The 26,574-nt window shown below is 49.9% G+C and carries 21 protein-coding genes; 4 read left to right on the top strand and 17 right to left on the bottom strand.

Annotated elements, in window-relative coordinates:
• Positions 1-20: 20 nt before the first annotated feature.
• The 9 genes from BCF53_RS12715 to BCF53_RS12675 are packed head-to-tail and all read right to left on the bottom strand — an operon-like array spanning position 21 to position 11,368.
• Positions 21-1,433 (bottom strand): hypothetical protein, encoded by a 1,413-nt coding sequence (locus BCF53_RS12715; RefSeq protein ID WP_132702113.1) that lies wholly within the window; start codon positions 1,431-1,433, stop codon positions 21-23.
• Positions 1,430-4,882 carry a tetratricopeptide repeat protein gene (locus tag BCF53_RS12710; protein WP_132702112.1) on the bottom strand — a complete coding sequence of 1,151 codons (3,453 nt, stop codon included), beginning with the start codon at positions 4,880-4,882 and terminating at the stop codon, positions 1,430-1,432. Before BCF53_RS12710 ends, BCF53_RS12715 begins: the two co-directional genes overlap by 4 nt.
• Positions 4,879-6,465 carry a tetratricopeptide repeat protein gene (locus BCF53_RS12705; RefSeq protein ID WP_132702111.1) on the bottom strand — a complete coding sequence of 529 codons (1,587 nt, stop codon included), beginning with the start codon at positions 6,463-6,465 and terminating at the stop codon, positions 4,879-4,881. Before BCF53_RS12705 ends, BCF53_RS12710 begins: the two co-directional genes overlap by 4 nt.
• Positions 6,455-7,165, bottom strand: coding sequence for an outer membrane beta-barrel domain-containing protein (locus BCF53_RS12700; RefSeq protein WP_132702110.1), 711 nt, complete (start codon positions 7,163-7,165; stop codon positions 6,455-6,457). The genes BCF53_RS12705 and BCF53_RS12700 overlap by 11 nt, the downstream gene beginning before the upstream one ends.
• Positions 7,165-9,339: an AgmX/PglI C-terminal domain-containing protein gene (locus BCF53_RS12695; protein ID WP_132702109.1), complete on the bottom strand. Its 2,175-nt coding sequence runs from the start codon at positions 9,337-9,339 to the stop codon at positions 7,165-7,167. Before BCF53_RS12695 ends, BCF53_RS12700 begins: the two co-directional genes overlap by 1 nt.
• 9 nt (positions 9,340-9,348) lie before the next feature.
• Entirely contained in the window at positions 9,349-9,678 is a 330-nt protein-coding gene (locus tag BCF53_RS12690; protein WP_132702108.1) for a hypothetical protein, read from the bottom strand.
• A gap of 2 nt (positions 9,679-9,680) precedes the next feature.
• Positions 9,681-10,214: an ExbD/TolR family protein gene (locus tag BCF53_RS12685; RefSeq protein ID WP_132702107.1), complete on the bottom strand. Its 534-nt coding sequence runs from the start codon at positions 10,212-10,214 to the stop codon at positions 9,681-9,683.
• Positions 10,215-10,233: 19 nt separating this feature from the next.
• Positions 10,234-10,740, bottom strand: a complete 507-nt coding sequence (locus BCF53_RS12680) for an ExbD/TolR family protein (RefSeq protein WP_132702106.1) — start codon at positions 10,738-10,740, stop codon at positions 10,234-10,236.
• A gap of 1 nt (position 10,741) precedes the next feature.
• Positions 10,742-11,368: a MotA/TolQ/ExbB proton channel family protein gene (locus BCF53_RS12675; protein ID WP_132702105.1), complete on the bottom strand. Its 627-nt coding sequence runs from the start codon at positions 11,366-11,368 to the stop codon at positions 10,742-10,744.
• Positions 11,369-11,780: 412 nt separating this feature from the next.
• Here BCF53_RS12675 and BCF53_RS12670 point away from each other — a divergent pair, with 412 nt between their 5' ends.
• Entirely contained in the window at positions 11,781-13,013 is a 1,233-nt protein-coding gene (locus BCF53_RS12670; protein WP_243645830.1) for an SO_0444 family Cu/Zn efflux transporter, read from the top strand.
• An 80-nt stretch (positions 13,014-13,093) separates the two neighbouring features.
• Here the strand turns inward: BCF53_RS12670 and BCF53_RS12665 are convergent, their stop codons facing one another.
• Positions 13,094-14,680 carry a methyl-accepting chemotaxis protein gene (locus BCF53_RS12665; protein WP_165901912.1) on the bottom strand — a complete coding sequence of 529 codons (1,587 nt, stop codon included), beginning with the start codon at positions 14,678-14,680 and terminating at the stop codon, positions 13,094-13,096.
• Positions 14,681-15,034: 354 nt separating this feature from the next.
• Complete coding sequence (acuI, locus tag BCF53_RS12660; protein WP_132702103.1) at positions 15,035-16,012, bottom strand: acrylyl-CoA reductase (NADPH); 978 nt, start codon at positions 16,010-16,012, stop codon at positions 15,035-15,037.
• Positions 16,013-16,183: 171 nt separating this feature from the next.
• Here acuI and BCF53_RS12655 point away from each other — a divergent pair, with 171 nt between their 5' ends.
• Positions 16,184-17,302, top strand: a complete 1,119-nt coding sequence (locus tag BCF53_RS12655; protein ID WP_132702102.1) for an HIT family protein — start codon at positions 16,184-16,186, stop codon at positions 17,300-17,302.
• A 3-nt stretch (positions 17,303-17,305) separates the two neighbouring features.
• Here the strand turns inward: BCF53_RS12655 and BCF53_RS12650 are convergent, their stop codons facing one another.
• The 3 genes from BCF53_RS12650 to BCF53_RS12640 form a co-directional block, all read right to left on the bottom strand.
• Positions 17,306-19,339 carry an NADPH-dependent 2,4-dienoyl-CoA reductase gene (locus BCF53_RS12650; protein WP_132702101.1) on the bottom strand — a complete coding sequence of 678 codons (2,034 nt, stop codon included), beginning with the start codon at positions 19,337-19,339 and terminating at the stop codon, positions 17,306-17,308.
• A 98-nt stretch (positions 19,340-19,437) separates the two neighbouring features.
• Positions 19,438-20,832 (bottom strand): MATE family efflux transporter, encoded by a 1,395-nt coding sequence (locus BCF53_RS12645; protein WP_132702100.1) that lies wholly within the window; start codon positions 20,830-20,832, stop codon positions 19,438-19,440.
• A complete protein-coding gene (locus BCF53_RS12640) occupies positions 20,829-21,278 on the bottom strand; it encodes a MarR family winged helix-turn-helix transcriptional regulator (RefSeq protein ID WP_132702099.1) in 450 nt (149 codons plus the stop codon). Before BCF53_RS12640 ends, BCF53_RS12645 begins: the two co-directional genes overlap by 4 nt.
• A 224-nt stretch (positions 21,279-21,502) precedes the next feature.
• Here BCF53_RS12640 and BCF53_RS12635 point away from each other — a divergent pair, with 224 nt between their 5' ends.
• The gene (locus tag BCF53_RS12635; protein ID WP_132702098.1) at positions 21,503-22,474 is read left to right on the top strand and encodes a DctP family TRAP transporter solute-binding subunit; all 972 of its coding nucleotides are present in this window, start codon (positions 21,503-21,505) and stop codon (positions 22,472-22,474) included.
• Between the two features lie 526 nt (positions 22,475-23,000).
• Here BCF53_RS12635 and BCF53_RS12630 read toward each other — a convergent pair.
• The 3 genes from BCF53_RS12630 to BCF53_RS12620 all read right to left on the bottom strand — a co-directional run bounded on the left by BCF53_RS12630 (position 23,001) and on the right by BCF53_RS12620 (position 24,458).
• A complete protein-coding gene (locus BCF53_RS12630; RefSeq protein ID WP_132702097.1) occupies positions 23,001-23,504 on the bottom strand; it encodes a GNAT family N-acetyltransferase in 504 nt (167 codons plus the stop codon).
• Positions 23,495-23,761 carry a type II toxin-antitoxin system TacA family antitoxin gene (locus BCF53_RS12625; RefSeq protein WP_132702096.1) on the bottom strand — a complete coding sequence of 89 codons (267 nt, stop codon included), beginning with the start codon at positions 23,759-23,761 and terminating at the stop codon, positions 23,495-23,497. The genes BCF53_RS12630 and BCF53_RS12625 overlap by 10 nt, the downstream gene beginning before the upstream one ends.
• A 79-nt stretch (positions 23,762-23,840) precedes the next feature.
• On the bottom strand, positions 23,841-24,458 hold the full coding sequence (locus BCF53_RS12620) for a tyrosine-type recombinase/integrase (RefSeq protein WP_132702095.1): 618 nt from the start codon (positions 24,456-24,458) through the stop codon (positions 23,841-23,843).
• A gap of 751 nt (positions 24,459-25,209) precedes the next feature.
• Between BCF53_RS12620 and rimO the strand changes: the two genes are divergently transcribed.
• Positions 25,210-26,571: a 30S ribosomal protein S12 methylthiotransferase RimO gene (gene rimO / locus BCF53_RS12615; protein ID WP_132702094.1), complete on the top strand. Its 1,362-nt coding sequence runs from the start codon at positions 25,210-25,212 to the stop codon at positions 26,569-26,571.
• Positions 26,572-26,574: the final 3 nt, after the last annotated feature.

Genomic DNA, 26,574 nt, shown 5'->3' with positions numbered 1-26,574 from the left:
AAATATTTACTTCTTACTGCTCACAGGTCTTTCTCGAACAACAGAATGGAATTACCTGCATCGTAATAGCTGACGAGTAAGGCTTTACCCTCATCAGTTATCTTTAATTGATTATATTTACCGATATCACTGTAATTGGAGACTTCCTGCAGATCCCAGCTGCCATCTTCTTTGTAGGCGACGGCGAGGTTAGTCAGCTCTGAACCACTGTAGGTTTCAATTTCGTAGTAAGCGATCATCGGGTTGCCTTCTCCATCGAAGGCCAGTGAAGGGTATTGGCCGATCTGCTTTGTGGTGTACAGGGGTTCAACAGTCCACCCACTCGCAGTTTGAGTTAAGTAGTGCAGCTTATGCCAATCGTCATCCCGTTCGTCATCGTCACTTTCACAACCGTAGGTATAAACGGCTGCACTGATGTAACCCTCCGGGTTAAGTGCCGCATCAATACCTTCAACAACACAATCTTCAAACTCATCAATCCACTCTATACTCCAGTCATCGGCCTCATTACGAACCGCAACCTTCAATCCATAGGCATCTGTATTGGTTTGCTGATGCGAATATAGAATGATCGGAATACCTGCATCATTAATCACAATTGAGTTTACGCCACCTGCTACATTTAATTCAGCACCCGACAACACACCACTAGAATAAGAGTACAGATTACCATCTACTGATTCCTCCAAAGCAGCATAAGCATCGTTTTCTAGGCTTGAATAGTCAGTATTAGCATCTAATAGAACATAGTGCAGATCTGGATAATTAAGGTTAATACCGTCACAACCTTCGTAATGGAATTGATACGAAATATGCTGATTTCCATCGCTGTCAATTGCGATATCCATCGAGCCACCCACCAAGCCGTCTGACAAGACATCGACTGTACGCTCGACCAAACCGATAGCAGCAGTTTCATCATACCAACCAAGGCTATCTTCCGATGAAACCATAATGTTTCCCTGACCAACTTGGCAGCTATCGACAATATCTCCACCTTGATAAATAACATTTGGTTGTAAACTTGAGGCATCGTATGCTGCAGACAAGCCAGAACTGTTATCAAGCACTTCCACCACTTCTGGCTCAATTACTATTTCACCAGCATCGACATCCCAAACCAGGTACATGAGGTCATAAACAGCATCAAATTCCTCACCGAAATCAAATGTTTCCCCTTCAACGACTGTATGAGCATCGTAATAAAAAACATGCAGTTCGTTATCGACCAGAATCGTTTGTATATTGGGTTTTAATAAGCCGTTTTCTCCCAATTCAACAAGCTCTATTGCCGCCCAATCGGTTGAATTGTCATCGCCTTGCTGGTCACCGCTGTAGGTTCCACCATCGGTCGTTTCAACGCCAGATGCACCGCAGCCGGCTAACAGCAACGGCACCAACGAAGCTAAGAATATTTGTTGAACAGTTTTCATAACCCGGCGACCTCACTGGATTGAGTAGTTTGCTTAAAATTGTTGTAGTGTTTAGCAACCAAATTGATGCAGGCGTATTTCGGCAGCGGTACCTGCCAGTCTGCCGGCAGTTTGGCAAAGCCCTGTTGCGCCTGCGTAGTGGCATCGTATTCGGCATAAAGAGACGCCAGGTTTGCGATTGCATTCAAATTGCTCGGCGTCAGCTCAATGGCCTGAGTGAAGGCCGCCTGAGCCGCTTCAATGTTGCCCTGATAGAAGTGCACCACACCGGCAATATTCATCAGCCTGCTTTGTGTGCCACTGCTTGCATCCTGCGAGTATTGAGTGGCCAGCAACAGCGCCTGCGCCAAATCACCACGCAGGTAGTACTGATGCACCAAATCCAGCAAGGCGGTTTCGTTTGATTGGTTGGCTATCAGCTGCTGATGCAGTTGATACAGCTCTTCATCGGTAATACTGGTATCCGCAGAAACCGCTTTACCTTTGTTATAAGAGTTCACCGGTATTGCCGCGGTTACACGGCTGTTACCATCACCAAAGTTGTGCAGTTTTTTATCCAGCAGCCCTAAGCGCTCGACTAAATCTTTAGCTGCGGTTTGATAGTTTTCAGATTCCTGCTGATAAGGTGCCGCCTGTTGAGCAATTAAATCGGCATACTGCTGTTTTTCAGCATCCGAAAGCTCGTTTGGTATCGGTGCGTTTAACAGGAAGCTGGCGTACTCGTTGTTGATCGCTGCCAAGCGATAGAGCGCGGCGGCCGACCATTTTGGCGACTGGTAATTCAGCACCTGCTGGTAGCTTTGACTGAGTTGCTGCAGACGCTCGGTTTTTTGCTGAACAATGGCGCCATCAATACCTTTGCTCAGGTTAAGCGAGTTATAAGCCTTCAGGCTGGCATCGCTGACATTGAACTGCAGCTGCGCCAAACGGCGATTCGTTAACGAATTACCCGTGGCGTTTTTCGCCATGGATTGCGCAATCAAACCAGCTGTCTGATAGTTACCCTGTTCTACCAGCAACAGGCCGGCGAGTGCATCGATATCTGCACGCTGAGCAGCCGAAAGCTGCTTACGGCTATCCATCAGGGTTGCCACTGCGTCTTTTTCGTCACCGTTGTTGATCTGGGTTTCAGCAATACTCAGGGTTACATCGGCCAGCTCTGAGCCTGCCGGTGCGTAGCTCTTGCGATAGCTTTCAAACGAGGCAATCGCGGCATCGTTCATACCCAGCTGCTGTTGAATTTTGGCGCTCTGATACAAAAACGCTTTACTGTCCTGCTCGTTCGGATAGAGCATGGCATGCAGCCCCAGGTTTTCCTGCAGCATTCGGAAGCTGCCAGATTTCAACGAGGCATCGATCATCATCTTAACGCCGGTATTAGCCGACTCTGACTGCGGTGCTTTTACAATCAGGTTATCGGTTGCTTTGCTGAGTGTGCGCAAATCATGTTTTTCCTGACTCAACGCCATCAGGCTACCCAACGCCTGTGCGCCCAGTGCTGCCGAAGGATTTTCGTTCGCGAACTTGAGCATTTCGTCTGCGCCGTTATCCCAGTCATCCAGCGCGGCGATGGTCATACTGGAAACGATCTTTTCCTGTGCAGCGGAAGCCAGGCGATTGAGATTATCTTTCTCGGCCTGAGGCAGCTGCGGTATGGCGGCGGCCATTTCAGTAAATTCGTGTAAGCCCTGCCAGTCTTCGGTGATCTGGTAAGAATCGATCACCAGTTCAACTGCGGCTGTTGCGGTATCGCCAGTCGGATATTTCTGCAGGAATTCAGAGAAGCCTAAGATGGCCTCATCGAATTTGCCTTCATCGTAACGAACCCATGCAATGTTGAATTCAACATCTCGGCTGTATTTAGAATCCGGGAAGCTGGCCAGGTATTGTCTGCCCGTTGCCACCAAACCGGAACGCGCCTGCAAGGTATGCAGATGATTCATAGGTTCCGGGCTCTTCAGTGACGCCTGATAAGCATGCAGCGCGCTGTACAGCAAATCACCCTGCTCTTCACCCTGAACACCCCCCTGCTCGGTCACCTTTTCATAGGCGATGGCGGCATTGAAGTAATCACCGGAATTATAGAAGCTATCCGCCAGGTTGAGCTGCATTTGCAGTGTGTGCTCATTGTTGTCGAACCAGGACAGGTAGGCCTCGTATGCCAGAGCAGCACGCTCGTAATCTTCTTGCTTGTTCGAAGCCTTCGCCTTTTGATGAATGCTGGTTGCGATATCGCGACTGTATTCTTCGATGATTTGTTCGGATTCTTGCTTAACTTCTTCATCGATATAAATAGAGGCAGATTGCAAACGCAACGCACGCACCAGCATTTGAATATCGGCTTCACTGCCCGGTAGCGCTTCCTGCCTGGCGTCATCGGCCTTTTGATAGGCATCGAACAGCTGGTGAGAATATTCAATCAGCTGTTCCGGGTCGTTCTCCAGTTTGATCAGCTCCCGGTAAAGCTCGAGCACGCGCGGCCAGTGTTGCTTAACGCGTAAACGCGATGCGGCTTTTTCCAGCACGGTAATATAAGAGGTACGCGACCAGGAAAGCTCTCTGAAAAACTCCAGCGCATGACGCGGGCTTTCGTCTTTGTAGGCATCCGGATAAACGAAAGCCAAATCGACCAGCGATTCCAGGCGAATATCCAAACCATCGTAGGTATCAACATCGCGCTCTTTCTGGGTGTTGGCATCTTTAATAGATTCCACCAGCAGAGCGACCGCTGTTTTGTAATCCTTGAGGTTAATGTGCACCCAGGCTAACTTGTAGCGTGCAATAACAGCTGCGGGGTTACCGGTATACTCGATAACCTGTTCGTAGTAATCCTGACTCTGCTTTGTTTCCGCTTTGCCGAAGTAGTAATCACCGGTTAGCAACAGCGCTTCCGGCGCCAGCGGGCTGGTCGGATGCTCCTCAATCAATCGTTCATACTGGGCAAGCATGTCTTCTTCACGCGCCAGTTCTTTAAACTCGTGCGCAAGATAAAAATGAACCTTGTCCCGCTCCAGAAACTTTGGATAAACATTTAAGATGCGCTGATATATCTCTACCGCCTGCAGCTTATAGTTTTTAGACTCCAGCGCAGAAAAATCAGAAGCATCGGCTTCCGGCCCCTGCAGCAGACGAACCTGCATGTAGGAAACCCGGGAGATTTCAATATACAGCTCTGCCAGCCGCAAATAGAGCTCTGGCAAATAGGCCTTGCTTTGCGATTTTCGGATTAAATCTTTGGTGTTTTGAATGGCACTGCTTAAGCGCTGTTTATCATCGTCATACTTGGCCGCGAGGCGTCTTGTTTCTGCTTCGGCGTCTATCTCTTCAAACAGGCTGGCTTCATTACTGTTGGCAACAGCCAATGAAAGAGGGTTGAGCGCGCCCAAACCCAATATAACAGGTAACAACAGCCTTGTTAGCTTTGACGAATTGAGGGCATATAAACTCATCGTGATGCCTCCCAAACTTCAGTTGTGGCACAGGCGTTTTCAAGCTCTATCACGAAGCTATCGAGTTCATCGTTCCAGTATTCGCCCTGAAACTTATAGGCCACCAGCTTTTCACGTTTTGCTGCCAGCTCATCACCCTTTTCTTCCAGTACTACGCTATCCAGCGCATTCTGATAGCGCTGAACACCAATTTCGTATTCGATCAAACTCATTTCTTCTTCAATTACCAGCGTCTGGTTAGCCAGCTGTTCAAATTGAGTCTCCAGCGCCTGCTTCAGGTACCAGCCGACAGAATCAATTTTCAGGGCATACAGTTCGTTCAGATGCAGCAGCAGGTTTTCTGCAATTAACTTATTTTTTTCCAGCTTTTGTGCTTCTTTCTGCAATCGTTCCATCTGCTTCCAATACTGCTGAACACCCGGGCGGGAAAGTAAGGGCTGATGAATTTGCGCGAAGCTCTCACTTAACGAGGGTTCACGCTCATACAGCGCATCGATGGTTTTTTGGTAGCGCTCAGTAAAGGCATCGGAAACGGCCTCGGCCGCGTTGTAATAGCAAACATCCTTATAGATGTGCGCTTTCAGAATGAAATATTCAGGTGCAAACAGTTTGCGGTAGCTCGGTGCCTGGAATGCATACAGCAAGCCCAGGGCGCGTTCACGGTCGCCCAACAGGTAATATGACCAGGCCAACTCCATAAGGATTGGCGAGGTGCCATCACCACGCTCTACAGCTTCTTCGTAAAGTGGAATTGCCTTTTCGAATTCCCTTTGCTCAAACAACAGGCGTGCGGTCAGCAGCTCTGTTTTTGCCAGAAACGCTTTCGGCAGGTTCTTATGTTTAAGGATGTTGTCAGCGAGTTCCTGAGCGGTTTCGATATCACCGGCGTATATTTTTTGCAGAGCAATATCGTACATGGCACGGTAGTGATAGGGGCTCTCCGGAGAGATCTGCGCAAAGTTTTCATCCCCCCAGGCAACTAAACCAACCCGCCAGTTGTACAGGCCCTGCTGGTAATTAATGAAATCCTGTAGGTCTTCATCAACAAAGCCAAAATCCTGATTTACCAAGCCAAAGTCGATCATCAGCTCCTGGTCGTAGCTGTCGGTAAAGCTCAGCTCTTCAAAGTAACGCAGCACTGCGGTGGTAATTTGTGGATTAGGCTTCTTGCTCAGCAGCTGGGTAAAGGTATCGACCGCTGCATGCTGAAAGCCCAGCTTCTGATAGCTAAGCGCCAGGAAAAACTGACCCCATTCCAGATTCTTGGTGCCTTCGTTCGCGTCTGTAACAAAGTTGTAGAACTGCTCGGCTGAGAGATAATAGCTGCCCTTTTCAAAGGCTTCATAACCGGTATCGAATCGTAGTTTCAGAGTTTCTTCATCGACCAGGGGTAACGCTTCTGTACTCTCGGCATCGGGCGCTAACGCCGTTTCTGCGCCGTCAGCCAGCAGGTCAGACTGCTCTTCTGCTGCACCCGTTTCGGTTGCTGCAGGAGTAGGCTGATCCTCTGCTACCGCAGTTGCGGACAACCCGGCTGTACTGAACAGAGCAGCAGCAACAAATAGCAGAGCGCTACTTCTCATCTGAGACTCCCAGATAATCATACAGAGAGTTCAGTTCTTCATTGGTCTCGGATAGTGGCTGCTGGCGTGAGAACTGATAGCTCAACCCAATGTTCAGAGCGAAGTTATTCTTAACGCCTTCATCTTTAAATGCCCACGATTCTTCCAACTCTACGTGCGCTGCCCAGCGTGCCGATAAATGGTATTTACGTGCCGCAGCCACACGCACCGCCCAGGCTAACTCCTGCGTGTCATCACCGTAGTTGTATTCCGTGTTGTAGGCCGCCAGACCGCCGCCAATCGAAAAATGCGTTTCATGGTTGACCACCCACCGGTTCAACACGCTGTCTTTACCGTAGGTCGGTTTAAAAACTGCCGAGGTATAAAAGCTGTACAGCGGGTAATCGAACTCTTCCGGTGAAAGCCCGTAATCATCGATCAGCTGGTTTTTAATATCGCGCGCCTGAGAAACAAAATAGGTGCCGCGAAAGGCTTCCCAGGCAATGTGATTATTCAGGTGATAGCGATAACTCAGCGATATCGGGTAGTTAACCGTGAAGTCTTCATCTGGCGTCCAGCCACCCCATAGGGTAAAGACGTGTTTATCCTGGTACAGGCGTTCCTGCACCGCTGCGGTGTATTCACTTTCCTCTGCATTCGCATTCAGTGCCAACACACAACCGGCGATTAATACGGCCTTTGTTAATTCCTTATAACTCATTAGAAACCTACCATGTCGAATACAAATGGATATGAAACTTCTACGCTCGCGTTGTTCGGGTTCGGGAAGTTCCAGGTACGGATGGCTCCCTGAATACAGGTATGAACAGCATCAGAGCGTACGGTAGAGCTCTGAATACCAACGCTGCCGACTGAACCGTTTCCAAGAATGGTCCATTCAAATGCAGCTTTACCGGCAATATTCGGATCGAACGCTAATGCTTTTTCATAACAGAAATTGATTTCATCCAGGTGCGACTGAATGACCTTACTGACAGCCGCCTTGCTGATGCCCGCAGAAGCCTGAACATTCTTCACCTGAATCGGCTCAACCAGTGCGCCTCGAACATCTCCACTGGCGGTATTACCTCGCGCCAGTGAAGCCAGCTGATTACCGCCTTCACCAAAGGCTTTACTGTTGCCAACTGAGGTAACAATTTCACCGGTTGGAACATTGGTGCGCACGCCATCAACCGCAGTTGCAAGCCCCGCGACTTTCAAACCTGAGTTGGTATTTGGTGATTCAACCGCATCCAAATTTGTCACTTGAGCAACGGCATTATTAGACGATGGTGCCGCAGCGGGCGCCGCACCCAAAGCGCCCAACAAACCAACCGATTTAACATCTTTGTTGACTACGTTTCCGTCCGATTTTTCAGACTGAACAACAGCCTTGGCCTGCTGAACCGGTTGTTGTTTTTGCGGTTGAGGTTCGGGCTTCACCTCTTCTACGATCTTCTTAGGGGGTTCGGGAATAGGTTCCGGCTCCGGCTCGGGCTCAGGTTCTGGCTCGGGTGCCTTAACTTCTGCGACGGGCTCATCCAGCAATGCCGAAAGGTCAATCTGTACGAATTCTGGCTCGGGCTCTGGCTTAGCGGCTTCATGTACAACAGCAAACAAACCAAGAATAACCAGCACTAAAAGGTGAGCAACGGCGGAGCCACCGAAGAACTTGCGCCAGTCAGTTTTATCCTGAGCTTCGGGCACGTATGGGCGAGTCTTGGGCGCAATAACCGCACGAACCAGGTAATGCTGCGACTCATGAATGAGATCAATACGCTCGCCAACCTTCAGGCTAACAGTCTGATCAGGCTCAATCCGTGTCGCTTCAGAGCCTCGATGCAATAACGCCTTGGTACAATTCTTTGGCAAGCGAATGGACTGTTTGCCATTTTTATCGAGCTTAACCAGAGCGTGTTTACGCCAGCCCTGCTTCAGCCGGAACTGATCACCGGCACAAACCAGATGTATGTTCTGTAGCTGCTTATTTTCAAATACAGCGATCTCTACATCGACAACAGAATCTTTAGTGACCAGTTGCGGTTTCCGCTTCAGGCTTTCAAGGTAATGCTTTTCAAGGTTAAAAAAGTTTCCGGCTTCCAGCTCTGGGTCATCTTCTGCTTCCGTCCTTGCGATGGCTCGACGTACAGGCTTGGGCTTCTGCTCCGTTGCGGTGTGGCTGGCGTGATTGGGTGCAGGGCTCGGCTCAGTTTGCTGGCGAGTTCTGCTATCTTCGCTGCTGACTTTCGCTTTCGTTTTAGTAAAGCTGGCGAATTTCTTTAAACCCGAAAGCGGTGCTTTGCTTTCTTGCTTAGCAGGCTCTTTGGTTTTCGCCTTCGGTACGGCAGTTTTCGGCAGAGCACTGGTTTGCTTCGGCTGTACAGCTTGCTTTTGCTTCGCTAAGACCTGCTGCTTGGATTTTTCCAGCAGGCTTTGTCCTTCAGATTTGAGCTTCGGTTCCGCAGGTTTTAAATCTTCATCATCATTCAACGCTGGGAATTCTTCAGAGCGGTGAACTTCTTCTGATAGCAGCCGTGAGTGCTCAGCTTCCAGAATATCTTCTACGTTAGATTCCAGGCTTGCGGTAATGGCTGCTTCTTTCTTGCTGGCCAGGTGCTTCTGCTTGCGTATATCCAGCAGCGCTTCCAGATCGTTGACACGCTTAGCCAGAATGACGATCTGGTCATTAATCTTAACGCCGCGCAGTTTGCTGACATCTAGCGGCTGCTTAGCCTGCTTGCTGAGTTCACGCGCTCGTTTATGAAGTGCAAACGCCAGACTGGATTTGGTTTTGTCATCCAGCAAATCCATATCGATAGAAACGGCATCAAACTTAATTCGCTGCTCATTCTTTTCAACATAGGCGGTATTTTGGGACATATTACGCTGGCTCATAGAACTCCCCTACTTACCCTGCTGAACAGGTTCAAAACCGGGCTCGTAGCCTTGCTGGCCATAGCTTGCGGGCATAATGGGCTCACCACTTTCATCAACAGGCAGGTAATCGAGCTCGAACAAAACTTCCAGCCGGTAGTTGCTGCGAATAGACAACAGGCTATCGAGCTCATTGGTCTTACGGTGTGATAAATAAACTGCACCAAAATCGTTGGATTGCCCCATGATACGGGCACTGGAAAAGTCGATACGGTCGGTCACCATATCCTCATCTTCAGCAAAACTGGTTGCAGCAATCGAAGCAGACAACAGCAATAGCGCTAATAGGTTTGCTTTCATTGTTACTGCTCCATTACGGCCAGTTGAAAGTTGGTGAAGCCAGCACTGCCGGCTGCTTTAATAACCTGATTAATCACACGGAAAGGAACATCGCGGTCGCAGAACAGAAGAATATGCGGGTCGGAAGGATCGAGAACTTCAACATCTGAAAGCGCGTTGGCTTCGGCAACTTCCAAACCTTCCGGCAAGGCTTCAAGGCTTTGTTTTTTAGCGGTAAAGGCAACTGCCAGAGGGCTTTTAGCAATATGATCCGGATCCAGATCTTTCACGTTTTCGCCATCGATCGTACCAATCACGTTTTCTTCCAGCTTGATGCTGCCCTGAGAAAGGTAAAGCTCCAAGGCATGATCGTAATTAATACTGCTGGTGGAGGTAGGCAGTTCAATGTCTTTAGAAACATCGAATTCATCCGGCTTATCGGAATAAGAGAAGAGCAGAAAAAATACGATAATGGTGAACATATCCATCATCGAGGTAATCTGAATAGCGGGCGGGACAAACTTTTTTTGCCCCTTCATGGTATTCCCTAAACTCATTTTGCAAGCTCCTTAGCGGCTACTTCAATATTCCACTGATGACGACTTTGGCAAACAGAGGTTCTTCCGGATCAACCCCACGGGCCGCATCCATCACCCGCACCATTGAGCTGTAAGGCACTGAATCTTCGGGCGACAACACCATGGTGTCGCTGTTTGGGTATTTCTTTTTCAGCAGCGAAAGCTTCGCCGTTAGGTTGGTAAACAGCGCATCGCTTTCTTGCACTGCTACTTCAAAATCGAGCTTTTCCAACTCTTCCAAAGAAAGTTCATCGGACATAGGCTTCACAATGATCGACTCTTCAGAAAGCGTCACCATCAAGCGGAGCTTCACTTCAGATTGCTCCTCGGTTAATTCACTGCTGCTTTGTGACCTTACCGGTATGGAGGTATTAATCGCTTTTAGATTAAGGAAACTTGAAGAAATCAACAGAAACGGAATGAGCACCAGAAACATGTTCATCACCGGCACCATATCGATTTCGACATTGGTTTCATCGCCGTGGCGGAAGCGAGATGAAAACATTTTAATCTTTACTCTGTTCGCGGGCTGTCAGCACACTGAACACAGACAGCGCCTTCTCATCGATCTTACTGACCAGCCAATCACTGCGGTTATTCAACAGATAGAAGCCCGCCATTGAAGGAATGGCGACCACCAGACCAAAGGCAGTTGTAAACATCGCAACCGAAATACCCGCCGAGAGGATCTCTTGTTTTTCAGAAGCGGCGGCATCGGCAACACCCGCAAATGCAGAGATCAAACCGATGATGGTGCCCAACAAACCCAACAGCGTTGCAATGTTTGCCACCAGGCTCAGGTAGTTAATTCGGCTTTTCAGATTAGGAACTTCGCGCAGTACAGATTCTTGCAGTGCCTGCTCAATTTCTTTGTCGCGGCGACCGGCTTTTAAAATTCCAGATTTTAAAACACGGCCAAGCGGGTGACGGATAATGCGATTGCACTCTTCAAGTGCGGCCTGATAGTTAGATTCCTGAAGCAGTTTTTTAACCTGATTCGCAGACTTATCGATGTTTAGATTCAAACGTAAAAATAAAAAATAGTAACGCTCTGCAAATAAAGCGAAGGCAATGACGGAGACAGCAAGGATAACCCACATGAAGCTACCACCACTCTGCATAATGTAAAGCATGCGATCAGTTCCTTTGTAAAGACATTGAATTTGGGCCGCAGTCTATTCGTGTGGGGAAGCAGAAAATGTGAACTCATGTCTGTAAATGAAAAAACACGGTTTGTTTTTTGTGGAAATCCGACTCAGTTCACGTCAACAAAGTGAATGCACGCATGTTTTAGAAATAAAAATGATGGCAGCCGAAAATTTTTGAAAGCCGCATGAAACGGCGGCCGCAGCAGGATAAAAGTCAGAATTTAGCGCTGTATTTCACTATTGAACGGTGAAGGTTAAATGGTGACATTTTGCGTCACCGACATTTATTTCCAGCTGATTTAAAATCATCGCTGCATTGGCCTGTAAAAATTATTGACCTTAGAGCCGCATCTAAGGTTTAAAATAGTGCCGTATGTGAAGACTTAAGGAACGCGCTATGAGCGACTTCGCCGCTATAGAATTACTGAATAACTTTCTGTTCATGTTTACTGAATCTGCACCCTTCTTATTGCTCGGGCTTTTTCTCGCCGGTGTCATTCATATGATCATCCCTTCTTCATGGGTTGAAAAAACACTCGGCAAGGGTAGCTCTGTAATCACTGCTGCGGTTATCGGTGCCCCCATCCCGCTTTGCTCCTGCTCTGTTATTCCTACAGCTATTGGTATTCGCCGCTCCGGTGCTACGAAAGCCTCTACCGCCAGTTTTATGGTAGCAACACCAGAAACAGGGGTAGATTCTGTCGGTGTAACCTACGCACTAATGGGGCCGGTCATGGCGGTAATACGCCCGGTCAGCGCGGTGTTGGCCGCAATATTTACCGGCACGCTGGTTCGCCTGTGGGATACAGAACAAGCAACCGCGGGTGCCAGCCAAGCCAAAGCATCCGGTACTTGCTGCAGCAATTCGGGTTCCGGTTCGGTGCCAGAAGAAACAAGCAGCTGCTGCTCATCGGGCAAAAAGGTTGAAGCAGAAAGCCCGGCCGACAGTTGCTGCAGCAGCAAGTCAACGCCGGCGAAGACTAGCAGTTGCTGCAGTAGCCGTAATTCAGAACCAGAACAGTCCAGCAGCTGTTGCAGTGGCAGCACACCTAGCAAACAAAAGGTAACAGCCTTAGGCAAGTTGGCCGATGCTGCCAAATATGGCTTCGGTAAACTGCTGGGGGATTTCATGAAGTGGCTGCTTATCGGTTTGTTCTTTGCCGCCGTTATTAAGACCTTTGTGCCGGATTCATTCCTGGCCAGCCACGGCTCCGGTATTTTTGCCATGGCAGTCATGGTGCTGGTTTCCGTACCTATGTACATCTGTGCCACTGCTTCCACACCCATTGCTGCCGGGCTGATGCTTTCCGGAATATCACCCGGCGCAGCGCTGGTCTTTATGATGGCAGGCCCGGCGACCAACATTGCCACCATCATGGTAGTTAAAAATGAACTCGGGGTTCGCTCTGTTTTTGCCTATCTTGTTGGTGTCATCGGCAGCGCCATGGTGTTGGGGCTGACAACAGATGCGGCGTTGAATGCATTAGATATCACCATCACGGTGAGCAGCGGTGAGCACGGAGAGGTACTTTCTGCGCTCTATTCGGTATCGGCGCTTGTTCTGGCAGGTTTAATTGTCTGGAACTTCTACGACCGTTTTATTGGCAAACAACAGCACGCTGCGGTCTAAACTACAGCGGCGATAGCTAACTCCAGAATGACAACACCGTAGTCACACGGTGTTGCAGGTTGTTGATAAACCCCTGGCTGTTATTTAACGTCAAGCTTGTACTGCGAAGTCTGCAGCCGCAATGATGCCGTCATTTGGCGAAGCTCCGCGATGCGTTCCTGCAACGCTTCCGCGCTGGCATTGGTTTTATAGGAGAAGTCACTGATGTTCTGAACATTAGTGTTCATCTCTTCCGCTACGCTGGATTGCTCTTCCGCCGCGGTCGCAATTTGCGTGTTCATATCATTCACATCGGTTACCGACGCTACAATCTGATCAAAAGAATCATCGGCATTACGAATCCTCTCAACGGACTCCTGCACCCGCTGTAATCCAAGCTCCATCGCCGATACAGCCTTATTACTTCCCTCAATCAGCCTGGAAATCATGCCATCAATCTCAACGGTCGAGCTTTGCGTTCGCGAGGCTAAGACCCGCACTTCATCAGCCACAACGGCAAACCCCCGGCCCATTTCACCGGCTCGGGCTGCCTCGATGGCCGCATTCAGTGCCAGTAAATTCGTCTGTTCAGAAATACCGGTAATGGTCTTGGTAATGTCTTTAATCTCCTGACACTCGTCGGCTAGCACATTAATCGATTGAGCAACCTCAGTAATATCTTCTGAAAGCTCGGTAATCGTTGTGCGGGTATCCGCTATCAATACCTTGCCGCTGGAAGCCGCTTTATCTGCCGTTGCCGCCAGCTCTGAGGTGCGTGCCGAATTCTGCGCGATCTCGTTTACGGTGGCGCTCATTTCATGCATTGCCGTGGCGACCAGATCTATCTGCGCATGTTGATGATTCATACTGGTGCGGGTTTCACTGCTGGTTTCGGCAATGTCTTCCGTTGCTGTTGCCAAATCGTTGGTGGAGTCAGAAAACCGCCCCATAACCGCCTTTAAACGGCCCTGCAGCATTTTCGTTGCGGCAACCGCCTCACCGATTTCATCCTTGCGTTCAATACGGATATTCTCGGTTAAGTCGCCAGCAGATATGCGGCGAAGATGGCTGTTCAGTTCAGAAACACGCGTTAGACAATGCTTATTCACGATGACACTCAGCCAGATAATCAAACCAAGTACAGACAGGTTGAGCAATTCATGCGAAAGCGTCGCCCGAAACAACGAGCCGGATTCAATCTCCAACCCGAGCACCGTCAGGAAGAGAACCAGTAACAAACCATTTAACTTGTACTTAATGTTCAGGTTTTTCCAGAAGCGGGGCTTGGGCAGTTGTTTACCGGCATCCTGGCGCATCTCTTTGTAGAGTGCCTCCGCCTTCGCTACCTGCTCTCGGGTTGGACAGCTGCGCACCGATTGATAGCCCACTTTTTTGCCATTTTCGAAGACCGGTGTTACGTAGGCATCCACCCAATAAAAATCACCGTTCTTGCAGCGGTTTTTCACCATGCCCTGCCAAGGCTTATCTGCTTTAACGGTGGACCATAAATCGGCAAACGCAGCCTTGGGCATATCCGGGTGGCGAACAATATTGTGGTGCGCGCCTATGAGCTCCTGTTCTGTATAGCCACTGATGTTGATGAAATCTCGGTTACAGTACTGAATATCGCCCTGCAGGTCGGTTACAGAGATCAATGTTGAACTTTCGGAAAACTTTTTCTCAGCCATGAATACAACTCTCATTTCGCAGGTGAAGCACCTGCGCGGATTGCAGAGTGCCGGATAAGAATAGAACAGATCACAGCCGACATCCGGTAATTGAACCCACAAGCAGCTTGCTCACTGTATCGGCCAGGCATCGGCTAGTTTTAACGGTTAATTCGACGTTCCAGAGACAGACTGGTGAAATGAAATTTACAAATGATATTAATTATCATTTGCATTAAGCAGAGAGATAGGGTTTACTTGTTTTCGTAGTCCTGAACTGAACACCGATCTCTTCCCGGTGATCAGATTCTTAGCCCGGTAACACATCTGTGCTACCGGGTATTTTTTTATTGCGGGCCTCTATTCATCCCGTGGTTAAATTTCAACCACAACGCGACCGCGTACTTTACCTTCCAGCAGTCCATTCGCCGTTTCAATGGCATCTTCCAGCGGAATAGTCACTGCGATAGAGTCGAGCACAGAGGCATCAACCAGCTCTGCCAATCGGGTCCAGGCTTGCTGGCGGTCTTCCAACGAGCGCATCACGCTATCAACACCCGCCAGAGTGACGCCACGCAGAATAAACGGCATAACCGTAGCAGGCAGGTCAAAGCCACCGGCCAGACCACAGGCCGCAACAGCACCACCGTATTTAATCTGCGAACAAACGTTTGCCAGCGTTTGGCTGCCAACGGTATCGACAGCACCGGCCCAGATTTCTTTACCCAGCGGGCGGCCTTTTTCAGATAGGGTCGCACGGTCAATAATTTCCGACGCACCCAGCTTTTTAAGGTAATCCGCTTCATTTACACGCCCGGTAGAGGCCGCAACGGTATAACCCAGCTTCGCCAGCAGCGCGATCGCAAAACTACCCACACCGCCATTGGCACCGGTCACCAGAACGGTACCGTCTTCTGGTTTAACACCCTGCTTTTCCAGCGCCATAACGCACAGCATGGCGGTATAGCCGGCTGTACCAATGGCCATAGCCTGCGCAGGTGTGAAGCCTGCGGGTAACGGAATCAGCCATTCACTTTTCAGGCGGGCGACTTCGCCCAGGCCGCCGCAATGCACTTCACCCACGCCAAAACCGTTCAACAGCACTTTATCGCCTACATTGAACTTGCCACTGGTGCATTCAGTAACTTCACCAACAAGGTCAATACCCGGAATCATCGGGAACTGACGGACCACAGGACTCTTGCCGCTGATCGCCAGGCCGTCTTTATAGTTCAGCGTACTGTGCGATACCTTCACGGTCACATCGCCTTCCGGCAGCACAGATTCATCCACCTGCTTTAACGCTGCGCGGTAGCCCTGCTCGTCTTTTTCAATGAGAACTGCTTTAAACATGAAAAACTCCTGAGTTTTAGAGATAGAAAAATTTCCCGGAGTATGAAGTGGGTCGCACTTTAATTCGAGCAGATGGGCAGATTTAACGGTTGCATTTACATGAATCTGAATTTCAATTTTGCTTAAGGCCGCCCTAATATAAAAGAACAGCCGAACGCAGCAGGCATTGTCATGTCAGAACAAATCACCACCCTTCCTGATTACCCCTCTTTAGATACCACTGAATTTTCGGAGCTGCTACAGAAGCTGACAGCAGACCCGGCAGTGGCCGGACAGGCTTCAGAAGATTTATGCCAGCTCGACCCGCGAGACGGCACCATGATTATCTACGCCGAACATCGTGCCCGCCGCCCTAATGAACATGAGCAAAAACCAGCCAGCACCAGTGGCGTAAAGCCGTGCCCGATATGCACGGAAGATCTGACCGCCATTGTAGATTACGCACCACTCAGCGAAGGCTTCACGTTCATAAGCCAAAACATGTACCCAGTACTCTACCCCACGGTTCATACCGAAGACCTGCACCTGAAAGCGCCGCTGTATGACGACCCCGACCACCTGGGCCGGGCAGCATTCGGCCTTCACCTGCTGCAATGGACCTCTTCGGTGCACAGCAACGACTGGCATAACATGCCGACAGAAGATTTGTTCATAACCCTGAGCAGACTGGCAGCTCTGGAGAATAAGTTGCTGTTCACTTGCGAAGACTACATGCCGATCAGCTGCGAAACAGATGGTGCACGCGGCTATTTATCGATTATTAAGAACTACGGCCCGGATGCCGGCGCCAGCTTGAGCCACGGCCATCAGCAGATTGCCTATTCCAATATCATGCCGCAACGAACGTTTAACAACGCCCGCTTCTTCGATCGCCACAACCGCACTTTTTGCTCTTACATGCATGAGCACAACCCTGAAAACCTGACCGTAGCTGAGGAAGGCAGCGCCAAAGTGATTATTCCTTACTACATGCGCCGGCCTTACAACCTGATGATTCTGCTCGACACCCAAAGCAACCACCTGAGCAAACAGACCAGTGGGCAACTGTGGGATCTGACCCGGGCTATTCAAAAGGTCATCAAAAGCCTGCATCTGCTGCTGCCCTCTATGGGCAAGAGTGTTTCATTCAATATGGCGATTCACACCGGCCCAAGGTGCGAGCTTTACGTTGAGTTTTTCCCGATAGTGCAGGCGCTGGGTGGCTATGAACGCATCGGATTATGGATAAGCCAGCTGACACCACGCAGTGCCGCCAGCCGCTTTAAGGCCATGTATGAATCGCTCGCCTGATCGTTACAGCGCAAGAGCCAGCTCGGTACCCTGTTTTATCGCCCGCTTGGCATCGAGCTCACCCGCCTTATCAGCGCCGCCTATCAGGTGAACGTTTAGGCCGGCCTCTGTCAGCGGGTCGAATAAATCACGGCACGGCTCCTGTCCCGCACAAATGACGATGTTATCGACCGCCAACAGCCGGGGCTCACCGTCAACCAAAAGATGCAGACCCTCATCGTCAATCTTCTGGTACTCGACTCCACTGAGCATTTCCACACCACGGTTCTTTAATGCCGTGCGATGAATCCAGCCGGTGGTTTTGCCTAAGTTAGCGCCCACTTTCGATTTTTTCCGCTGTAACAGGGTAATCTTTCGGGCGGCAGGTGGCACAGCGGTGCTTGCTGCCAAGCCACCGGCGCTGGCAACACTAATGTCCACGCCCCATTCGCTCAGAAACTCGTCTTTTCGCTGAGCCTGTTGCGGATTGCCATGCACCAGGTATTCGGCAGTATCAAAGCCGATACCTCCGGCACCGACGATGGCTACGCGCTCACCCACCGGCTGCTTGGATTTAAGCACGTCCAGATAGCTCATCACCTTTTCATGCTCAAGGCCGGGAATATCCAACACCCGCGGCCTAATCCCCGTGGCCAGAATGACCTCATCGTAACCCTGATCCACCAGCTGACCGGCACTGACAGGCGCACCAAGGCATAACTCAACACCCAGACGCTGTAGCTGAACAGCGAAATACCTGAGCGTTTCATTGAATTCCTCTTTTCCCGGAATCTGCTTGGCGATATTAAACTGACCGCCAATCCGATCAGCCTGATCAAACAACACCACCTGGTGGCCACGCTCCGCCGCCGTCACAGCGGCAGCCAAGCCCGCAGGCCCGGCACCGACAATCGCAACCTTCTTTTCAACCTGCGCCGGCATACGAATCAATTTGGTTTCGTTGGCGGCATAAGGATTTACAAGGCAGGAAACCTCACCACCGCTAAATACATGATCCAGGCAGGCCTGATTGCAGGCAATGCAGGTGTTTATTTCATCCGCAGCATTCGCCGCGGCTTTGTTCACAAAGTTCGGGTCTGCCAGCATTGGCCGCGCCATGGAAATAACATCCGCAGTGCCTTCCTGCAAAATGCTCTCAGCAACATCCGGGGTATTAATACGGTTGGTTGTAATCAACGGCACCCTGAGCTCTTTCTTCATTCGAGCCGTCACTTCCACAAAGGCCGCACGCGGTACACTGGTGGCAATCGTCGGCACTCTGGCTTCGTGCCAGCCAATGCCGGTGTTGATCAGATCCACACCTTCGGCCTCAATGGCCTTACCAAGCTGAACGACCTCCGCCCAGGTGGAGCCTTCTTCCACCAAATCGAGCATCGACAGGCGATAAATCAGGATAAACGCGTCACCTACCGCCGCACGAACACGGCGGACAACCTCTATCGGCAAACGGATGCGATTCTCATAGCTGCCGCCCCATTCATCGGTACGGTGATTCGTGCGTTTACAGATAAACTGATTCAGGAAATAGCCCTCTGAACCCATAATCTCCACGCCGTCGTAACCCGCCTGCTGCGCCAGCAGTGCGCAGTTCACGAAATCCTGAATCTGCTTCTCAATGCCCTCGGCATCCAACTCTTTCGGTTTAAAGGGGTTAATCGGTGCCTGAATGGCGGAAGGCGCAACCAGCATCGGGTTGTAGGCATAGCGGCCGGTGTGAAGAATCTGCATACAGATTTTAGCGCCCTCAACCTCGTGCACGGCAGCCGTTACCTGCTTATGCTTTTCAACCTCTTCCTGGTTAGTAAGCACTGCCCCACCCTGAATACCGACACCTTCCAGGTTAGGGCCAATACCCCCTGTGACAATCAGACCAACACCGCCCTCAGCCCGGGCTTTATAGTAGGCAGCCTGACGTTCAAAGCCCTGCGGGCGCTCTTCCAGACCCGTGTGCATAGAGCCCATCAACACACGGTTTTTCAATTGGGTGAAGCCCAGATCGAGTGGAGCAAGTAAATGCGGGTAAGCTTGAGTAGCCATTGCGACCCCTTAATTCAAACAGTTGTTTTAATTGTTCAACAACCATAGCTACTCAGGCGACAACTTGCCATGCGACTAAAGAAGAATTTCGATTGCAACTAAACACCAGAAGCCTGAGGCTCAATACCCGAACCTGAGGCCTCTCCGATCTTTTTATTCAACTTCCTCAATTCAAAAGACAACACCAGCCCGGTAACCAAAACGGAGATCAAGTCTGATGCCGGAAAGGCCACCCAAATGCCCTGAGCCTGATAAAAGTGAGACAACAGAAAGATCATCGGCAACAGCACGATAAACTGACGTGAAAGCCCCAACAGCATCGCCGGCCTGGCCTGCCCGATCGCCTGAAAGTAAATAGACGAAATCATCTGAAAACCGATAATCGGCGTCGCCATACAGAACATCTTTAATGCAGGGATCGCATAAGCCTGCAATTCCGGATCGGTGGTAAACAAGCCAATCAACGCCCCGGGGAATGTCATCACCAGCGAAAAGAACAGCAGCGAAATGCCCGCACCCAGGCCCAGCGCCAACATAAACACCTGCCGAACCCGCAAATAATTCTTGGCACCATAGTTAAACCCGGCAATTGGCTGAAAGCCCTGTGCAATGCCACCCAACGGCATCATCAGGAAAGACATCAACCGCGAAATAATACCGTAGGTCGAAATGGCAACCTCACCGCTGAATGAACCCAGCAGATTATTGATGATGGTGGCAATCAGGCCCGTACCCGCCATTTGAACAAAGTTTGGCAAGCCTAAAACGACAATCTCTCTGATCAGCTTGAAACGAAGCTTCAGGTTTTCCCGTTTAAGCTTGAGCACACTGTTTCCGCGCAGGTAGTAGAGGAACACCAGCACGAAGTTAACCGCCTGACCAATCACCGTCGCCCAGGCCGCGCCCTTAATACCCATATCCAGCACAAAGATAAAAATCGGGTCGAGAATAATGTTCAGGACGATGCCCGTCAGCATGACATTCATCGCCTTTTTCGCATTACCCTCAGCACGAATCAAATTCATGGTCGACATAGCTGCCATCTGCAACGGAACCGCCCAGAGCAGAACCTGCACATAATCTTTGGCGTAAGGCAAAATGGCGTCGGTGGCACCAAAAAGCGTTAAGGTTGATTCCAGCGTCATCGCAAGCAGGCCGGTCACCAAAACACCCAGTATCAGAACGAAGGCCACGCAGGCCCCTAACGCCGCTTCTGCCTCATCCTGCTTACCCTCGCCCAGCTTGCGCGATGCAATAGAGGCCGAGCCAACGCCAACCATCTGCCCCAAAGCCCCAAGGCTGATCTGCACAGGGAAGGCAATCGCCAAACCTGCTAAAGCCAGAGAGCCTGCCCCCCGACCAACAAAGATGCTATCGACGATGTTGTACATCGCCATCACCATCATACCGACCACAGCCGGAACCGAGAGCCGCATCAACAAAGGAAACAAAGGTTCCTTGCCTAAGAAATCTGAACTCGCTGCCCGCTTCATTTAGCACCCTTTAAACGTTTAGTGATTTTTTGAATGGTGCTGAGCGATTGAAACAGCGCCTCGCGCTCCTCATCCTCTAACACACTGAATTTGCGCCCCAAGTGCGCTCGTAACTCTTTATCTTCCCGGATTGCGACCTGCTGCCCTTTTTCAGTGATCGAAACCAGCACCTTGCGCCTGTCTTCCGGATGCTCCGACCGCTGCACCAGCTCCAGCTTGATTAACTTATCGACAACGGAGGTTAAAGAGCCTTTAGCAATGCCAACCCGGCTACCAATGGTACGCATAGAAACAGGCCCCTCACGGCGTATAGCCATAAGCGTACGGACCTCGGTTTTATTGATGCCCAGCTCATCGGGAACCACATGGTCATGCATCAGCAAGTGTATGAAATGGTGCGGAATCTGGAATGTCAGCAGAATATCGTCAGAATCTGAATCGATCATAGAATGGAGTAGTCTTTAATAAGATAGTTTGAAATCAGACTGTATTGATTCAGACTATTTCAGTCAAACGAAAAACCTTCGTCATCGTGTAAAGAGGTACTGCAACGTTGATGTTAGGCGGGACCAGCAAACCGGCCTAGATAAGGGCCTTTTGGCTGATATATTTCCAAAATTGATGGCCTTAGTATATTTTCAACAAAAATCAACTCAAGGCTGAGAAAAACATGAGAAAATTACTCGCAGTTATACTTTTTACATGGATACCACTGACTGCCCTGGCAGAACCGGTAAACATCAAATTCTCCTTAATCGTCAGTGAAGAAACGCCTGCCGGCAAAGGCGCAGCCCTTTTCCAACAGCTGGTCAGTGAGCGGCTTCCCGGGCAAGTAGAGGTAGAGGTGTACTACAACTCCGAACTGTACAGCGATGCGGATCAGTTGGCCGCACTTGAAGCAAACGACGTACAGATACTGGCGCCATCCATGTCAAAGCTCGGCAGTTACACCGATGAGTTGAAAATATTCGACATTCCCTTCTTATTTAATGACTTTGCAGCCGTACAGCAGTTCTGGAAGAAAGATGCCAGCACGCCACTGTTAGGATCCATGGCCGATCACGGCATCATCGGGCTTGATTTCTGGGGCAACGGCATGAAGCAAATCACCGCCAACAAAGAAATTCATATGCCAGAAGACGCCAACGGACTGAGCTTCCGTATTCAGGATTCCCAGATGATCTCTGAGCAATATCAGCACATTGGCGTAGAGCCGGTACCTATGGCCTTTGGGAAAACCTATGAAAGTCTGGAGAATGGCACCGTGCAGGGTACTGAGAACACCTGGTCCAATATCTACACGCAGAAGTACCAGCAGGTTCAGCCATACATGACAGAGACCAACCACGGCGTTATCGCCTACATGGTCATCACCAATACTGAATTCTGGTGGTCGTTACCCTTTGGCGTAAAGGTGGCTTTAACCGGTATTTTGGAAGAGGTTTCAACCTACGTAAACGAACAGGCCTACGACATCAATCAAGCGGCAATGAAGCAACTGAAGAGCAATTCCGATACCCAGATTATTTCGCTGACCAGCGAAGAAAAAGTCATCTGGAAACAACAATATAAAAGCTTCATAGACGCACACAAATCGACTATTAACCCGAACATCTACCGCGCTGCAGAGATGTCTAATTAGGGGTTGTGAGGGGTAGGACGTAAGACGTAAGACGTAAGATGCTAGCTTCTAGCTTCTAGATTCTAGTATCTCGCATCTAGCAGCTTGAAGCATCAGAGCTACCAGCCGGGGCTTTCTGCGCAGGTGCCGAGGGGTGTCTGAGGCCGCAGGCCGAGTTCCCGAACACCGAAGCAGAAAGTACCGGTTGGTGGGGCGTGGCGTTGGATGTGAGATGTATTAGCTCAGGCGCAATCTGATAGTAATAAATAAAAGTGACCTGCATTAATCCCGACCTTAAAGAACTAGACTAGACCATAGATATCTGAGTCATTATTGAGCATTAATGATTTATCGGACTCTGATCAATAATTGCTAACTCCGGGTGCAACCACTTCCTAGCCGATCAACCAATTCATAAATTCAATTGTGAAAGAGTACGTTAACCACTGCGACTAAATCCAGCTGAGTTAGCGGTAACAAATCCCCCCACCAATGTCCGCTTTACGTACGTAGAAGTAAAAAACGCAGGTCAAAGCCTGCGTTTTTTTTAAACCGACATCGCAGCTTCAATATCAACGATACGAGCCATCAGCGTCAGCGTGTCAAAAGGCGATTCAGTAAAACCAAATTTTAAATAAAATTTTTGAGCAGCTTCGTCAATTGCGTGAACCAATATACCTGCGCCACCAACGGTGGACATAGCGTGTGTTGAGCGAAGCACGCAGTCTTTCAACAGGCCAGAGCCTATGGAATGTCCCTGATAATCTTCATGCACGGCCAGCCTGCCTAAGATAACCATAGGAATCGGGTTTGGGCTATTTCGTTTTAGTGGTGAGATCGATGCTTCCCGTTGTACTGATCCCATCGAGATAGCGTAGTAACCAACGACTTGTTCGGTAGCGGAGTCTGTAGCGACATACACTCTGGCGTGACTGCGGTTTTGGCTTTTTAGTGCTTTTTTAGCTAACCAGCTATCCAGCTCCTCATTTCCACAATTGAAGTTTTCAATATTGTGATCAGCCGTTAGCAACTCTGGTTTTGTTATTCCCAAGGTGACTTCCTGCTCAGCAAATCAACCATGCCTTCATTCACTTCAGCAGGTGCATCAAGCGCTTCTTCAAACGCGGCAAAGGCTTTATCTTCCAGCAGGAAATCACGCTGATTGGCGATAATTTCGTGAGCTTCGCGTAGTGCTGCGGTTTGTATAAACACCGTTCGATCCACTTTTAATAGGTTAGCAGCGGCATCAATGATGCTTCGCACAGAGGGCTCAACCCTCATATTGATGGGTGCCGTTTTCGTTGCCATGACATCTCTCTATGTAGTCATTAGATATACAGGCAAAGTATATCCAACGACTACACATAAGCAAGCGTTTTTGAAATACCTATATCTCTAACTGTTCCGCCATTTCTAAGGCATCATCCGTCTCAATGCCTAGATAGCGCACCGTGCTCTCTAGGTTTGAATGGCCGAGAAGCAACTGTACAGCGCGGATATTTTTAGTTTTCTTGTAGATAAGCGTCGGCTTCGTTCGCCGCATGGAATGTGTGCCGTAATCGGCCGGATCGAGCCCAATCAGGGCAACCCAGCTATCGACAATACGGGCGTACTGACGGCCAGATATATGGTCGCCTGGGTTAACCTTACTGCCAAACAAATAATCGTTCAGCCCTAATCCATTTTTCTGAATCCAAACCTCCAATGCATCTCGTGTATTTTTTGTGATTTCAAATTGGACTGGGCGTTTTGTCTTTTGCTGCATCACCATGGCACGAGATTGAATGGTATTGCCATGCATAACATCCCGAACTTTTAGTTTCACTAAATCACAGCAGCGAAGCTTGCTGTCGATTGCCAGGTTAAACATGGCAAGATCCCGGTGTTGATGGTTTATTTCCAGCCGGGTACGAATACCCCAGATTTCCTGAAGCTTCAGCGGGGGCTTTTGACCAATGAGTTTGCCTTTATTCCAGACTGGATGATTTTGTTTTTGCTGCGTCATGAGATTCCCTCCTTACAGATAGGAATCTCAAATTTAGTTCCGGATGGGAAATAACGCAGGGCATTGATCTGTGTTATTTACAGCTTTGTCAGTAAAGCGGACATTGGTGGGCTAGTGAGCTTCAACTAATGCTGCCCAGAATCAAGGCCGCCGCTAATGTCTGCTTTTTAGTTGGTCGACCAACACAGCAAAAAGCATTATAAACTTTGAACAGTGGTATATGGCTCGAAAAGGGGCAAAGATAAGTTACATCACCGTCAGGATTAGTCTCAGCCTGCTTTAAGCTCTGTAAGGACGTGAGACGTGAGACGTGAGACGTGAGATGCTAGCTTCTAGATTCTAGTATCTCGCATCTAGCAGCTGGAAGTACCGGTTGGTGGCGCGTGGCGTTGAACGTAAGACGTAAGACGTAAGACGTAAGACGTAAGACGTAAGACGTAAGACGTAAGACGTAAGACGCTAGCTTCTAGATTCTAGTATCTCGCATCTAGCAGCTTAAAGTATCAGAGCTACCAGCCGGGGCTTTCTGCGCAGGTGCCGAGGGGTGTCTGAGGCCGCAGGCCGAGTTCCCGAACACCGAAGCAGGGAGTACCGGTTGGTGGCGCGTGGCGTTGAACGTGAGAGGTGAGATGCTAGATGCTAGATGCTAGCCCATCGAATTATCAAGTTGAGCTTGCCTCAGGAAACGCTACAATAGCCGCCCATTTTTTAACCGCTAACTATTAGCCACAACACGGGCAACTATCGCGCTATGGATAACATCATCAACACCTTTAACGTCTCTGAAGGCCACACACTCGACGCGCCGGGCAACATCGGCTTTGTCAGCCTGGGCTGCCCGAAGAACACGGTCGATTCCGAGCGCATCATCACTCAGCTGCGTGCTGAGGGTTACAACATCTCCCCCAGTTACGATAACGCCGATGTCGTCATCGTCAACACCTGTGGCTTCATTGACTCCGCCGTAAAAGAATCACTCGACACCATCGGTGAAGCCCTGCGTGAAAACGGAAAAGTGCTGGTCACCGGCTGCCTGGGCGCCAAAGAAAACGACATCCGCGAAGTTCACCCCAACGTACTGGCCGTCACCGGCCCGCACGCCTATGAAGAAGTGGTCAAACAGGTGCATGAAGTGGTTCCGCCCGCGCACGACCCGTTCACCTCGCTGGTACCGAACGCCGGTGTAAAGCTGACCCCTAAACACTATGCGTACCTGAAAATATCTGAAGGCTGCAACCACCGCTGCTCATTCTGTATTATTCCAAGCTTCCGTGGTGACCTGGTCTCACGACCGATCAGCCAGGTGCTGAAAGAGGCTGAAAGCCTTGTTAACAGTGGTACCAAAGAGCTACTGGTCATCTCTCAGGATACCAGTGCCTACGGCGTCGACACTAAATACCGAAAAGACTTCTGGAAAGGCCGCGAAATAGAAACGCGCATGAAAACACTGGGCGAAGAGCTCGGCCAAATGGACGCCTGGGTACGCATGCACTACGTATACCCCTACCCGCATGTCGACGACATGATCCCATTGATGGCTGAAAACAAAATTTTGCCGTACCTGGATATCCCCTTCCAGCACGCCAGCCATGCCGTATTGAAAAACATGAAGCGCCCGGCGCACGCCGAAAAGGTTCTGAACCGCATTCACAAATGGCGTGAAATCTGCCCCGACATCACCCTGCGCTCCACCTTTATTGTTGGCTTCCCGGGTGAAACCGAAGCCGACTTCCAGGAACTGCTCGACTTCCTCGAGGAAGCCCAGCTGGATCGCGTCGGTGCCTTTGAATACTCCAACGTTGATGGCGCTGCTGCGGCCAACCTGCCAAACCATGTTGACGAAGCCGTGAAGAAAGAACGCTACGAGCGCTTTATGGAAGTTCAGCAGCGCATCAGCGCTGCCAAGCTGCAGGCAAAGGTCGGTACGCAAATAGAAGTCATTGTTGATGAAGTGGTTGAAGAAGGTGCCGTGGCCCGTTCCAAAGCCGACGCACCGGATATCGACGGCCAGATCTTCCTGGATAACCAGACTCATCTGAAACCAGGCGATATCCTCACAGTTGAAGTTGAAGAAGCGGATGAGTACGACATGTGGGCTCATCCAGTTGCCTAATCG

Source organism: Reinekea marinisedimentorum, from assembly GCF_004341165.1.
Classification (GTDB): Bacteria; Pseudomonadota; Gammaproteobacteria; order Pseudomonadales; family Natronospirillaceae; genus Reinekea; species Reinekea marinisedimentorum.
Note: the sequence above shows the minus strand (reverse complement) of the source record. Positions and strands in the feature narration are given on the sequence as shown.

Coding starts and splice junctions, on each gene's coding strand:
- BCF53_RS12715 (WP_132702113.1), bottom strand. CDS start 1,433: ATGAAAACTGTTCAACAAATATTCTTAGCTTCGTTGGTGCCGTTGCTG.
- BCF53_RS12710 (WP_132702112.1), bottom strand. CDS start 4,882: ATGAGTTTATATGCCCTCAATTCGTCAAAGCTAACAAGGCTGTTGTTA.
- BCF53_RS12705 (WP_132702111.1), bottom strand. CDS start 6,465: ATGAGAAGTAGCGCTCTGCTATTTGTTGCTGCTGCTCTGTTCAGTACA.
- BCF53_RS12700 (WP_132702110.1), bottom strand. CDS start 7,165: ATGAGTTATAAGGAATTAACAAAGGCCGTATTAATCGCCGGTTGTGTG.
- BCF53_RS12695 (WP_132702109.1), bottom strand. CDS start 9,339: ATGAGCCAGCGTAATATGTCCCAAAATACCGCCTATGTTGAAAAGAAT.
- BCF53_RS12690 (WP_132702108.1), bottom strand. CDS start 9,678: ATGAAAGCAAACCTATTAGCGCTATTGCTGTTGTCTGCTTCGATTGCT.
- BCF53_RS12685 (WP_132702107.1), bottom strand. CDS start 10,214: ATGAGTTTAGGGAATACCATGAAGGGGCAAAAAAAGTTTGTCCCGCCC.
- BCF53_RS12680 (WP_132702106.1), bottom strand. CDS start 10,740: ATGTTTTCATCTCGCTTCCGCCACGGCGATGAAACCAATGTCGAAATC.
- BCF53_RS12675 (WP_132702105.1), bottom strand. CDS start 11,368: ATGCTTTACATTATGCAGAGTGGTGGTAGCTTCATGTGGGTTATCCTT.
- BCF53_RS12670 (WP_243645830.1), top strand. CDS start 11,781: ATGAGCGACTTCGCCGCTATAGAATTACTGAATAACTTTCTGTTCATG.
- BCF53_RS12665 (WP_165901912.1), bottom strand. CDS start 14,680: ATGGCTGAGAAAAAGTTTTCCGAAAGTTCAACATTGATCTCTGTAACC.
- acuI (WP_132702103.1), bottom strand. CDS start 16,012: ATGTTTAAAGCAGTTCTCATTGAAAAAGACGAGCAGGGCTACCGCGCA.
- BCF53_RS12655 (WP_132702102.1), top strand. CDS start 16,184: ATGTCAGAACAAATCACCACCCTTCCTGATTACCCCTCTTTAGATACC.
- BCF53_RS12650 (WP_132702101.1), bottom strand. CDS start 19,339: ATGGCTACTCAAGCTTACCCGCATTTACTTGCTCCACTCGATCTGGGC.
- BCF53_RS12645 (WP_132702100.1), bottom strand. CDS start 20,832: ATGAAGCGGGCAGCGAGTTCAGATTTCTTAGGCAAGGAACCTTTGTTT.
- BCF53_RS12640 (WP_132702099.1), bottom strand. CDS start 21,278: ATGATCGATTCAGATTCTGACGATATTCTGCTGACATTCCAGATTCCG.
- BCF53_RS12635 (WP_132702098.1), top strand. CDS start 21,503: ATGAGAAAATTACTCGCAGTTATACTTTTTACATGGATACCACTGACT.
- BCF53_RS12625 (WP_132702096.1), bottom strand. CDS start 23,761: ATGGCAACGAAAACGGCACCCATCAATATGAGGGTTGAGCCCTCTGTG.
- BCF53_RS12620 (WP_132702095.1), bottom strand. CDS start 24,458: ATGACGCAGCAAAAACAAAATCATCCAGTCTGGAATAAAGGCAAACTC.
- rimO (WP_132702094.1), top strand. CDS start 25,210: ATGGATAACATCATCAACACCTTTAACGTCTCTGAAGGCCACACACTC.